We start from the raw sequence: 11404 nt of genomic DNA on the forward strand, positions 1-11404 counted from the left end.
GCCCATGAACACCGGGCCGCACGACATGACAGCCCTTCCCGACCTGCTGCACGAGCAGTCCCGGGGCGGCCCGGTGCGCGAGCGACGCCCGGTCTACGTCGATCTGCTCCCGCCGTGCAACGCCGGATGCCCCGCCGGGGAGAACATCCAGGCGTGGCTGGCCCTGGCGCAGGCGGGATCCTACGAGCAGGCCTGGCGGGCGCTGGTCGCCGACAATCCGCTGCCGGCGGTGTGCGGCCGGGTGTGCTATCACCCCTGCGAAGCCGCCTGCAACCGGGCACAGCTGGACAGCCCGGTCGCGATCCACAGCGTGGAACGCTTCCTCGGCGACCTCGCGCTGCACCGGCGATGGGCGTTCGCCCCACCGCCCGAGCCGTCCGGACGGCGGGTGCTGATCGTCGGCGCCGGCCCGTCCGGGCTCTCCGCCGCCTACCACCTGGCCCGGCTCGGTCACCACGTGGAGATCCACGACGCGGGCGCCGACCCCGGCGGCATGATGCGGTACGGCATTCCGGCCTACCGGCTGCCGCGCGACGTGCTGGCCGCGGAGATAGCCCGCATCGCCGCCCTCGGCGTGGTGATCGAGACCGGGCATCCGGTGCGGGATCTGGAGGCGGAGCGCCGGGCCGGCCGGTTCGACGCGGTCTTCGTCGCCGTCGGGGCCCACCTGTCACACCGGGTCGACATCCCCGCTCGCGAGGCCGGGCGCATCATCGACGCGGTCGGCCTGCTGCGCAGCGTGAGCTCCGGCGAACGGCCCGTCCTCGGGCGGCGGGTCGCGGTGTACGGCGGCGGCAACACCGCGATGGACGCGGCCCGTGTCGCCCGGCGGCTCGGCGCCGACGAGGCCCTGATCGTCTACCGGCGAACCCGGGAGCAGATGCCCGCACACGCCGAGGAGGCGCAGGAGGCCGAACGCGAAGGCGTGAAGATCAACTGGCTGCGCACGGTGCAGGCCTTCGACGGCCCGGAACTGACCGTCGAGGTGATGGAACTCGGCGCGGACGGCCGTCCGGTGCCGACCGGACGCACCGAAACGCTCGCCGCCGACACCCTGCTGCTCGCCCTGGGACAGCGCGCCGACACCGCCTTCCTCAGCGGGATACCAGGAGTCGCATTCGGCCCCGGCGGCACGGTCGTGGTGTCGCCGTCGTTCATGACCGGCTGCCCCGGGCTCTTTGCCGGTGGGGACATGATCCCCGCGGAACGAACCGTCACCGTCGGGGTGGGACATGGACGCAAGGCCGCCCGACACATCGACGCCTACCTGCGCGGCGTCCGAAAGACGGCACCGGACAAACATCCGGTCGCAGCGTTCGACCTGCTGCACCCCTGGTACTTCGCCGACGCCGGACGCCGGGCCGAACCCGAACGCGACCTCGCCCGCCGCGTCACCGACTTCACCGAAGTGGTCGGCGGCCTCGACGAGGCAGCCGCCCGGTTCGAGGCTCAGCGCTGCCTGTCGTGCGGCAACTGCTTCGAATGCGACGGCTGCCTGGGCGCGTGCCCGCACGATGCGGTGATCAAACTGGGCCCGGGCGACCGGTACCGGTTCGACTACGACCGGTGCACGGGCTGCGGCACCTGCTTCGCCCAATGTCCGGTGCACGCCATCGAGATGCTGCCGGAGGTGCCCCGATGACCCCCGCCACGCCGAACCGGGCCACGATGGACGGCAACGAGGCCGCCGTGTCGGTCGCTTACCGGCTCAACGAGATCTGCTGCATCTACCCGATCACCCCGTCCTCGCCGATGGCCGAGCTCGCCGACCAGTGGTCGGTGGCCGGGCGGCGCAACCTGTGGGGAACGGTGCCGGTCGTGGTGGAGATGCAGAGCGAGGGCGGCGCGGCGGGCGCTCTGCACGGCGCCCTGCAGAGCGGCGCGCTGACCACGACGTTCACCGCCTCCCAGGGCCTGCTGCTGATGATCCCGAACATGTACAAGATCGCCGGAGAGCTGACGCCCGCGGTGCTGCACGTGGCGGCCCGCTCCCTCGCCACCCAGGGATTGTCGATCTTCGGGGACCACGCGGACGTGATGGCCGCCCGGGCCACCGGCTTCGCCATGCTCGCGTCCGCCTCGGTGCAGGAGGCCCACGACTTCGCGCTGATCGCCCAGGCGGCGACGCTGCACAGCCGGGTGCCGTTCGTGCACTTCTTCGACGGGTTCCGCACCTCGCACGAGCTGAACACCATCGAGACCCTCGACGACGACGATCTCCGTGCCCTGATACCGGCCGACCTGGTCCGGGCACACCGGGCCCGGTCGCTGTCGCCGGAACGCCCGGTGATCCGGGGCACCGCACAGAACCCGGACGTCTACTTCCAGAGCCGCGAGACGGTCAACCCGTACCACGCCGCCGTGCCCGCGGCGGTGCAACAGGCGATGGATCTGCTCGCCGCGCGCACCGGCCGCGGATACGGCATCGTCGACTACTGCGGCGCGCCGGACGCCGACAAGGTCATCGTCATCATGGGCTCGGGAGCGCAGACCGCGGCACGGACCGTCGCCTACCTCAACGCCCGGGGCGAACACGCCGGTGTCCTGCAGGTCCGGCTGTTCCGGCCGTTCCCGGTCACCGCGTTCGCCGCCGCGCTGCCGTCCACCGCCCGCCGGATCGCCGTGCTGGACCGCACCAAGGAGCCCGGCTCGGCCGGTGAACCGCTGTTCCTCGACGTGGTCGCGGCGCTGGCCGCCTCGGGCCGGCCGATGCTCGCCGTGATCGGCGGCCGGTACGGCCTCGGCTCCAAGGAGTTCACCCCGGGCATGGTCGCCGCCGTGCTGTCCGAACTGGGGCGCGAGCGGCCCCGGCAGCACTTCACCGTCGGCATCAACGACGACGTGACCGGCAGCAGCCTGCCCTGCCACGACCTGGACATCGAGGAGCCCGGCACGACCCGGGCGGTGTTCTTCGGGATCGCCTCGGACGGGACGGTCGGCGCCAACAAGAACACCATCAAGATCCTCGCGGCCGAATCCGGCACCCACGCGCAGGGCTACTTCGTCTACGACTCCAAGAAGTCCGGCGGTCTGACCGTCTCCCACCTGCGGTTTGGCCCCTCCCCCATTCACGCGCCGTACCTGATCGGCCAGGCCGGATTCGTCGCCTGCCATCACGCCGGGCTGCTCGACCGCGTCGACGTGCTGGGCCGGGCCGCCCCCGGCGCCACGGTGCTGCTGAACACCGCGGCCGACGACGTGTGGGATTCGCTGTCGCGCCCCGTGCAGGACCAGGTCATCGCCAAAGGGCTGCGCCTGCACGCCATCGACGCCGACCGCGTCGCCGCCGACGCCGGGCTGCCGGGCCGCAGCAACACGATCCTGCAGACCTGCTTCTTCGCCCTCTCCGGGGTGTTGCCGCCGGACGAGGCGGTTCGGCGGATCAAGCAGGCGATCGACAAGACATATGCCAAGCGCGGACCGGGGGTCGTGGCCCGCAACCACGCCGCCGTGGACGCCGCACTCGACCAGCTGCGGCCGGTCCCCGTACCCCCGGCAGCAGGCACCGGCCGGGAGCCGCCGCCGCTCGTCCCGGCCGGTGCCCCCCGCTTCGTCCGCGAGGTCACCGCCGCGATGATGTCCGGCCGCGGCGACGAGTTACCGGTCAGCGCCCTGCCGGTGGACGGCACCTACCCCGGCGGCACCACCGCCTACGAGAAACGCAACCTCGCCGACCTGGTCGCCACCTGGGATCCGCAGATCTGCATCCAGTGCGGCAACTGCGCGTTCGTGTGCCCGCACAGCGTCATCCGCTCGAAGCTCTACGACCTCAAAGAGCTGGCCGGCGCGCCGGACGGGTTCGCCACGGCGCCGCTGAACGCACGCGGGCTGCCCGACGCCGGCTACACCCTGCAGGTCTATCTCGAGGACTGCACCGGCTGCGGGCTGTGCGTGCAGGCCTGCCCGGTCACCGGCGCGATCGACCTGCGCCCGCGGGAACCGCAGCTGGCGGCAGGGCGGGAGAACATCACATTCTTCGAAGAGCTTCCGTACGCCGACCGCTCGCGCGTGGATTTCGGGACCGTCCGCGGCGCCCAGTTCCTTCAGCCGCTGTTCGAGTTCTCCCTGGCCTGCACCGGCTGCGGGGAGACGCCGTACCTGAAGGTGCTGTCCCAGCTGTTCGGTGACCGGCTGATGGTCGCCAACGCCACCGGCTGCTCCTCCATCTACGGCGGCAACCTGCCCACCACGCCGTGGACCCGCAACGCCCAGGGACGGGGCCCGGCCTGGTCCAACTCGCTGTTCGAGGACGACGCCGAATTCGGCCTCGGCTTCCGGCTCGCCGCCGACCTGCACTGCGGCCTGGCCCGGACCCGACTCGGCGAACTGCGTGACCGGCTCGGCCCGGACCTGGTCGACGCGACACTGACGGCGCCGCAGCGCACCGAATCGGAGTTCGCCGCCCAGCGCTCGCGTCTCGCCGAACTCGCCGGGCGGCTGGCGGCGCTGCCGGACGCCGACCCGGCCGTCGCCGATCTGCGCAGCGTCCTCGACCATCTGGTGCGGCGCAGCGTCTGGATCGTCGGCGGTGACGGGTGGGCGTACGACATCGGCGCGGCCGGCCTCGACCACGTGCTGGCCAGCGGCTGCGACGTCAACGTGCTGGTCCTCGACACCGAGGTGTACTCCAACACCGGCGGGCAGAAGTCCAAGGCGACCCCGTTGTCGGCGGTGGCCCGGTTCGCTGCGGGCGGCAAGACCACCCCGAAGAAGGATCTGGCATTGCAGGCGATCGCGTACGGCAACGTCTACGTCGCCCGCATCGCGATGGGCGCCGACCCGCAGCAGACCCTGCAGGCGCTGCGCGAGGCCGAGGCGTACGACGGCCCTTCGCTGGTCATCGCGTACGCGCACTGCATCGCCCACGGCATCGAGATGCGCGACGGGCTCGGCCAGCAGCAACTGGCCGTGCAGACCGGCTACTGGCCGCTGATGCGCTACGACCCGGTGCTGCGCGCCGCCGGCGCCAACCCGTTCCTGCTCGACTCGCCCCGGCCCACCCGGCCGCTGTCCGACTTCACCGGCCGCGAGTTGCGGTTCCGGCAGCTGCGCGACAGCGACCCGGCCGAGGCGGACCGGCTCGCCCGGCTCGCGCAGCAGGCCACCGACCAGCGGTGGCGGGTGTACGAGGAGATGGCGGCCCACGGGCCGGAGCGGTTCCCCGCCGACGCCCGCCCGGCTCGGCCGGTCACCGGCGATCCGCGGCACGCCGGCCCGCCGCCGTGATCTCCGCCGCCACGCCGCGCGCCCACGCCCGGATCCGCGGTGGGTTGCGGAAGTCGCCGGCGTGGCCCTCCTGCGCCATCCGCCGGGCCAGGAACCCGAGCCAGCCGTGTGCCTCCGCGCTCATCCGGCCGCCGAACGTCACGTGCTCGCGGGCCCCGAGCAGTCGCACGGCCACCGCGGCCTGGTGGTTGGGCGGCAGGTCGGTGTCGTCGGCGGTGTGGTCGAGCGGGCCGCTGCTGAACAGCCAGACCGGACGGCCCGCGAACCCGCCGGCGAAGCGCTGGGCGAACGCGCGGGCATCGGTGTGCCAGCCGCCCGCATACATCGCCGCACCGAGCACGAGCGCTTCGTACCCGCCGACGTCGTCGACGTCGGCGGCCGCCAGCACCCGGGTCTCGAGCCCGGCCGCGCGCAGCTCCTCAGCGATCCAGCCGGCGATCTCGGCGGTGGAACCGCCGCTCGTCGCATACGCCACCAGTACCGTCATGCCGCTTCCTCCTCCGGTCGCAGCGGATACGCGGACCGGAGCAGCTTCGCGCGGCGGTGACGCCGGCGACCAGTGCCGTTCGGCCCCACCTGTCAGCACCCTGTACCGGAAGGAGCTCACCATGACCACGGCACCCAGGATCCCGGAAGCACCGGCGCACGCCCGCCCGGCCCGGGCGACCGCCCTCGCCGGGTTGTGCCTGACCCTGGCCGGCGCCGGCATCCTGATGGGCAGCATCACCGCCGAAGCCCTCTTCGACGGCGCCTATTCCACCCACGCGGACACGCTGAGCCACCTCGGCGCCTCGGAACCGCCGGACAGCGTCGTCACCCAGCCGTCCGCAACCATCTTCGACGTCACCATGCTGGTCACCGGGGCGCTGATCCTGACCGGCGCGTGGCTGATGCTGCGGGCGTCCGGGCCGAAAGCGGCGGGCGTGTGCACCGCGCTGCTCGGCACCGGCGTGCTGGGCGTGGGCTTCTTCCCGCTCACCCGTCCCGGCCCGCACACCGTGTTCGCGCTGACCGCGTTCGTCGCCGGCGGGCTCGCGGTGATCCTGTCGGCGCGCGGCACCGGACAGCCGTTCCGCGCGCTGTGGACCACCCTCGGGACGATCTCGCTGGTGGCCATCGCCCTCGGAATCTTCTTCCTCGACTGGGCACCGGTGGCGCGGCTGGGCGAGGGCGGCATCGAACGGTGGAACGCGTACCCGATCGTGCTGTGGCTGGTCGCCTACGGCAGCTACCTGATCGCAACCGCCCGCGGACGGGAGTCGATAAACATCGATGAGTGACCTAGGCTTCCGGGAGCGCTCCCAGTCGTCTAGTCCGAAGGTGTGCCGATGAGGCGTTCCGCCGCTCTGTTGTCCACCGCCGCGCTGGTCGCCGGCGTCGCCGCCGCTCCGGGCGCCGCACCCGCCGGGGCGCATCCGCCCCGATGCGGCGGCTATGTCGGGCTGACCTTCGACGACGGCCCGGCGGCCGGCACCACCCGGGCGCTGCTCATGGCGCTGCAGCGGGCCGGGCTGCGGGCCACCATGTTCAACACGGGTAAGAACGTCGAGGCCGATCCCGATCTGGCGCGGGCACAGCTGGCCGCCGGGATGTGGATCGGCAACCACAGCTGGGATCATCCGTTCATGACGCAGCTGACCCCGGACGAGCAGGCGTCGCAGATCTCGCGTACCCAGGACGTCATCCGCCGCGTCACCGGCGTGGTGCCCGACCTGTTCCGGCCGCCCTACCTGGACACCGACGACGCGCTGCGGGCGGTGCAGCGGCAATTCGGGCTGACCGAGATCAACACGGATGTGGACTCCCGGGACTGGGACGACGCGAGCGTCGACGACATCGTGGCGAGCGTCGGGCGGATGCAGGCCGGCGACGTCATCCTGATGCACGACTGGCCGGCCAACACCATCGCCGCGATCCCGCGGATCGCCGAGGACCTGCGCCGGCGCGGCCTGTGCGCCGGCCGGATCTCGCCGGTCACCGGGCGCGCCGTCGCACCGGACCACCGGGCCCTGGGCGCCGCGCACACCGCGGGCCGGGTCGAGGACCGCGGCGCGGCCGTCCGCTACACCTGGCCCGGCGTCTATTTCGAGGGCCGCTTCCGGGGCACCAGCGTCGGCATCGCCCTCGACGACGCGGTGAACGACTACGAGATCCAGGTCGACGGCGGCGCCTCGGTGAATCTGGTGCGGCCGGGCCGTACCACGCATTGGATCAACGGCCTGACGGCCGAAAATCACAGCGTACGGGTCGCCAAGCGCACCGAGAGCCCGTGGGCGGCCGGCCAGTTCGGCGGGTTCGTCGCCGGGCCCGGAGGCACGCTGCTGGGCAGGCCGGCCCCGCGTAGCCGGCAGATCGAGTTCATCGGCGACTCGTGGACCGCCGGATACGGCAACACGTCGACCGAGCGGGACTGCACCGGCAACGGCGGCGTCGACCGCAACAGCAACGCGAACCAGTCGTTCGGGGCGCTCACCGCCCGGACGCTGGACGCCGACTACCAGATCAACGCGTGGTCCGGGCGGGGCATGGTCCGCAACTACAACGGCGGCGACCCGGGCACCGACTTCCGCACCTGGTACGACCGCACCCTGCAGGCCGCCGGCGACGAGCCGTGGCGGCCGCGCGGATGGAGGCCGCAGGTCGTCGTGGTCGGGCTGGGCATCAACGACTTCTCCACCCCGCTCAACCCCGGCGAACGGTGGACGGACGAGGCCGCGCTGGCGGCGGACTTCCGTGCCGCGTACCACGGGTTCCTCGACAAGCTCCGGGACAGGTACGGCCCGCGCACCCGGATCGTGCTGACGTACCCGTCGCTGGGGAACACCACGGCACTGGCCGACGCGGTCGAGCAGGTCGTCGCGGAGCGGGCGGACCGGCGGGTGCGGTCGCTGCACTACGACAACGCGGCTCTCGGCCTCGACCTGCTCGGCTGTGACTGGCACCCGTCGGCCCGCGACCACGAGTTGCTCGCCGGGGCGCTCACGCCGGTCCTGCGGAACTTGATCTGACCGGGAGTTGCTGCGCCGCCACTCTCAGGCCGGCCGCCCAGCCCGGGGCCCGGCCGTGCGGCGGCAACCGCACGGCGTGCACCGGGTGGCCGCTGGCGGACAGGGCCCAGGCGATCAGTGAGTTGGAGTTCCACATGTCGCCGGTGCCCTGCTCGTCGCGGCCCCAGGTGGCGCACGGGAAGTCCGGCAGCAGCCGCAACAGCCGCTCGGTGCGTTCCGCGTCGACGGCCAGGTTCTGCGGGCTGGCGACCGCGTACGCCAGATCCGGGATCCGGCCGTCGCGCCAGCATCGCACTTCGTACCGGAACAGCCGCGAGTGGCCGAGCAGCCGAAGACCGACGGGTCCTTCGGCGACCACACCGCGGCCGTCCGCCGCGTTGCCCCAGACAGGGGCCATCTCCACCGTGTACGTGCGGTCGTCCGCCCGTACACGGAGCGCAGAGTGATACAGCTCGTACCCGGTCACCGCCCGGTAGAGACGGCCGGCGCGGCGGACCGGCCACGGGCCGCCGGCGCCCAGCGGCAACCAGTAGAGATCGACGTGGCCGGTAGATCGCGGGCTGGTCATCGGCGGAAGTGGTGCTGCCGGGCGTGGGTGGCGGCCTCGACGGTCGCGGCAGCGGCGAGGACCGCCACCCATCGTGTCGTCCACGGTCCACGAAGTCATCGTGGCCTCCTCTCCTCCACCCGACGGTAGGAGCCGCAGGAGCCACCCAGCAGAGGCTAAGGACCCGTAGCCGTCCGTCCGCCCGGCGCAGCTCAGCAGATCCGGGGCAGCTGCTCACCGGCGAGCAGGTCGAGCACCCGTCGCGAGCCCATCGCGGTGCGGACCACGACCGGACCGCCGTCGGTCACCACGCCGATGCGGACCGCGCCCGCGCCTTCGGGGTGGGCGCGCATCGCGGTCAGCACCGTGTCCGCGTGCCCGGGTGCGACGAACGCGACGAGGCAGCCCTCGTTCGCCACGTACGCCGGGTCCAGGCCGAGCAGCTCACAGGCGGCCCGGACCGGCTCGGGCACCGGCAGCGCCCGCTCCTCGATCTCCATACCGACACCGGACGCCGCGGCGATCTCGTTGAGCGCCGAGGCCAGCCCGCCGCGGGTGGGGTCGCGCAGCGCGTGCACGCCGTCGCCGGCCGCGGTCAGCATCGTCGCGACCAAACGGTGCAGGGGCCGGGTGTCGGAGGCGACGTCCGCCTCGAAGCCGAGTCCTTCGCGAGTGCTGAGCACGGTGACGCCGTGGCATCCGATCGGCCCGGACAGCAGGATCACGTCGCCCGGGCGGGCCCCGGCAGCCGTGGGGGCCGGGCCGGGCAGGCGCCGGCCCAGGCCGGTGCTGACGACGAAGAGCCGGTCGGCGGCGCCCCGGCCCACCACCTTGGTGTCGCCGGTGACCACCGGCACCCCGGCCGCGTGGGCGGCGGCACCGACCGCGGTGGCCACCCGCCGCAGCACGTCGAGCGGCAGCCCCTCCTCCACGACGTAGGCGATGCTCAACGCCACCGGCATCGCCGCCCGCATGGCGAGGTCGTTGACGGTGCCGTGCACGGCGAGCGCGCCGATGTCGCCGCCGGGGAAGAACAGCGGGTCGACCACGTACGCGTCGGTGCTGATCGCCAGTTCGCACTCGCCCACCGCGAGTACCGCGGCGTCCTCGAGCGGGCCGCCGGGCGCGGCCGCCCCGAGCGCCGGCACCAGCAACCGGGTGATCAGGTCGGCGGAGAGCCGGCCGCCGGAGCCGTGCCCGAGCAGCACCCGCTCGGTCTCGGGCAGCGGCGCCGGGCACACGGCGGCGGCGGGATCGGCGGGGTTCATGACGGGCCTCCCGGTTGCGGCGCCCGGCGGCGCCCGGCGGTGAAGTAGGCGGCGCAGGTCCCCTCGGCCGACACCATGGGCGCGCCCAGCGGGGTGCGCGGCGTGCACGCGGTCGCGTACGCGGTGCAGTCGGTGGGTAGTCTCGCGCCGGTCAGGATCTGGCCGGCGATGCAGGCCGGGTGTTCCCGGGTGGTCAACCGGCCCACGTCGAAGCGTTGTCGCGCGTCGAACGCGGCGAACTCGTCAGTCAGGGTGAGCCCGCTGCCGGCTATGGTGCCGATGCCGCGCCAGGCCCGGTCGGTGACCCGGAAGACTCGCCGGATCACGTCCTGAGCGCTGGTGTTGCCGTCCCGGCGCACCGCCCGGGCGTACTGGTTCTGCACCTCGTGGCGGCCCTGCTCCAGCTGCCGGACCGTCATCAGGATGCCTTCCAGCAGGTCCAGCGGTTCGAAGCCGGTCACCACGATCGGCACCCGGTGAGCGGCGGCGAGTGGCTCGTACTCGGTCCAGCCCATCACCGCGCAGACGTGCCCGGCGGCGAGGAAACCCTGCACCTCGCAGCCGGGGGCGCGCAGCACGGCGGTGATCGCCGGCGGGACCAGGACGTGGCTGACCAGCACGCTGAAGTTCGTCAGACCGAGCGTGCCGGCGTGCAGCACCGCCATGGCGTTGGCGGGGGCCGTGGTCTCGAATCCGACGGCCAGGAAGACCACCTGCCGGTCGGGGTGCCGCTGGGCCAGGGCCACGGCGTCCATCGGCGAGTAGACCACCCGTACGTCCGCGCCGCGGGCCCGCAGCGCCAGCAGGTCGGTGCGGGATCCGGGCACGCGCAGCATGTCGCCGAAGCTGGTCAGGATGACGCCGGGCAGCGCGGCGATCGCCATGGCCCGGTCGAGGACCTCGAGCGGGGTGACGCAGACCGGGCAGCCCGGACCGTGGATCATGCGGATGCCGCCGGGCAGCAGTTCGTCGATGCCCTGCCGCACGATGGTGTGGGTCTGCCCGCCGCACACCTCCATCAGCGTCCACGCCCGGGTGGTGACCCGGCGCAGCTCGGCCAGCAGCGCCCGGGCCAGGTCCGGATCGCGGTACTCGTCGAGGTACCTCATCGGCCGAGTTCCTGATCGAGCAGGTCACCCATGGCCCGCAGCACCTGCAGGGTGCGCCGCGCCTCGGCGGCGTCGACGACACTGATCGCGAACCCGACGTGGACGATCACGTAGTCGCCGGGACCGGCCTGCGGGGTGTACGCGAGGCAGACCCGCTTGCGGACACCGCCGAAGTCGACGGTGCCCATCCGCAGGCCGTCCTCGTCGGCGACGTCGGTCACCAGGCCGGGAATGCCCAGACACATG

General features: G+C 73.0%; 9 protein-coding genes. 4 read left to right on the forward strand and 5 right to left on the reverse strand.

Annotated features, from left to right (window positions below; all coding sequences use genetic code 11):
- The first annotated feature begins 4 nt into the window (after positions 1 to 4).
- On the forward strand, positions 5 to 1642 hold the full coding sequence (locus AB0G10_RS13730) for an NAD(P)-binding protein (protein WP_360919798.1): 1638 nt from the start codon (positions 5 to 7) through the stop codon (positions 1640 to 1642).
- A complete protein-coding gene (gene nifJ / locus AB0G10_RS13735; protein ID WP_360919801.1) occupies positions 1639 to 5226 on the forward strand; it encodes a pyruvate:ferredoxin (flavodoxin) oxidoreductase in 3588 nt (1195 codons plus the stop codon). The genes AB0G10_RS13730 and nifJ overlap by 4 nt, the downstream gene beginning before the upstream one ends.
- Here nifJ and AB0G10_RS13740 read toward each other — a convergent pair.
- Positions 5189 to 5713: a flavodoxin domain-containing protein gene (locus AB0G10_RS13740; protein WP_360919803.1), complete on the reverse strand. Its 525-nt coding sequence runs from the start codon at positions 5711 to 5713 to the stop codon at positions 5189 to 5191. The two genes, nifJ and AB0G10_RS13740, sit on opposite strands and share 38 nt — an antisense overlap.
- A gap of 121 nt (positions 5714 to 5834) precedes the next feature.
- On the opposite strand from AB0G10_RS13740, the gene AB0G10_RS13745 reads away from it, so the two are divergent.
- The gene (locus AB0G10_RS13745) at positions 5835 to 6506 is read left to right on the forward strand and encodes a DUF998 domain-containing protein (protein ID WP_360919806.1); all 672 of its coding nucleotides are present in this window, start codon (positions 5835 to 5837) and stop codon (positions 6504 to 6506) included.
- A 48-nt stretch (positions 6507 to 6554) separates the two neighbouring features.
- A complete protein-coding gene (locus tag AB0G10_RS13750; RefSeq protein WP_360919809.1) occupies positions 6555 to 8234 on the forward strand; it encodes a polysaccharide deacetylase family protein in 1680 nt (559 codons plus the stop codon).
- Here the strand turns inward: AB0G10_RS13750 and AB0G10_RS13755 are convergent.
- The 4 genes from AB0G10_RS13755 to AB0G10_RS13770 all read right to left on the reverse strand — a co-directional run bounded on the left by AB0G10_RS13755 (position 8206) and on the right by AB0G10_RS13770 (position 11403).
- Entirely contained in the window at positions 8206 to 8802 is a 597-nt protein-coding gene (locus AB0G10_RS13755; protein WP_360919812.1) for a hypothetical protein, read from the reverse strand. The genes AB0G10_RS13750 and AB0G10_RS13755 overlap by 29 nt on opposite strands.
- 191 nt (positions 8803 to 8993) lie before the next feature.
- The gene (hypE, locus tag AB0G10_RS13760; protein ID WP_360919815.1) at positions 8994 to 10049 is read right to left on the reverse strand and encodes a hydrogenase expression/formation protein HypE; all 1056 of its coding nucleotides are present in this window, start codon (positions 10047 to 10049) and stop codon (positions 8994 to 8996) included.
- Positions 10046 to 11158, reverse strand: coding sequence for a hydrogenase formation protein HypD (gene hypD / locus AB0G10_RS13765; protein ID WP_360919818.1), 1113 nt, complete (start codon positions 11156 to 11158; stop codon positions 10046 to 10048). Before hypD ends, hypE begins: the two co-directional genes overlap by 4 nt.
- The gene (locus tag AB0G10_RS13770) at positions 11155 to 11403 is read right to left on the reverse strand and encodes a HypC/HybG/HupF family hydrogenase formation chaperone (protein ID WP_360919821.1); all 249 of its coding nucleotides are present in this window, start codon (positions 11401 to 11403) and stop codon (positions 11155 to 11157) included. Before AB0G10_RS13770 ends, hypD begins: the two co-directional genes overlap by 4 nt.
- Position 11404 lies beyond the last annotated feature (1 nt).

It is taken from the genome of Actinoplanes sp. NPDC023714, assembly GCF_040639855.1.
GTDB lineage: Bacteria > Actinomycetota > Actinomycetes > Mycobacteriales > Micromonosporaceae > Actinoplanes.

Excerpts from the sequence above, each read along its gene's own strand:
- AB0G10_RS13740 (WP_360919803.1), bottom strand. The coding sequence starts at position 5,713 with ATGACGGTACTGGTGGCGTATGCGACGAGCGGCGGTTCCACCGCCGAG.
- AB0G10_RS13730 (WP_360919798.1), top strand. The coding sequence starts at position 5 with ATGAACACCGGGCCGCACGACATGACAGCCCTTCCCGACCTGCTGCAC.
- AB0G10_RS13745 (WP_360919806.1), top strand. The coding sequence starts at position 5,835 with ATGACCACGGCACCCAGGATCCCGGAAGCACCGGCGCACGCCCGCCCG.
- hypD (WP_360919818.1), bottom strand. The coding sequence starts at position 11,158 with ATGAGGTACCTCGACGAGTACCGCGATCCGGACCTGGCCCGGGCGCTG.
- hypE (WP_360919815.1), bottom strand. The coding sequence starts at position 10,049 with ATGAACCCCGCCGATCCCGCCGCCGCCGTGTGCCCGGCGCCGCTGCCC.
- AB0G10_RS13770 (WP_360919821.1), bottom strand. The coding sequence starts at position 11,403 with ATGTGTCTGGGCATTCCCGGCCTGGTGACCGACGTCGCCGACGAGGAC.
- AB0G10_RS13750 (WP_360919809.1), top strand. The coding sequence starts at position 6,555 with ATGAGGCGTTCCGCCGCTCTGTTGTCCACCGCCGCGCTGGTCGCCGGC.
- nifJ (WP_360919801.1), top strand. The coding sequence starts at position 1,639 with ATGACCCCCGCCACGCCGAACCGGGCCACGATGGACGGCAACGAGGCC.
- AB0G10_RS13755 (WP_360919812.1), bottom strand. The coding sequence starts at position 8,802 with ATGACCAGCCCGCGATCTACCGGCCACGTCGATCTCTACTGGTTGCCG.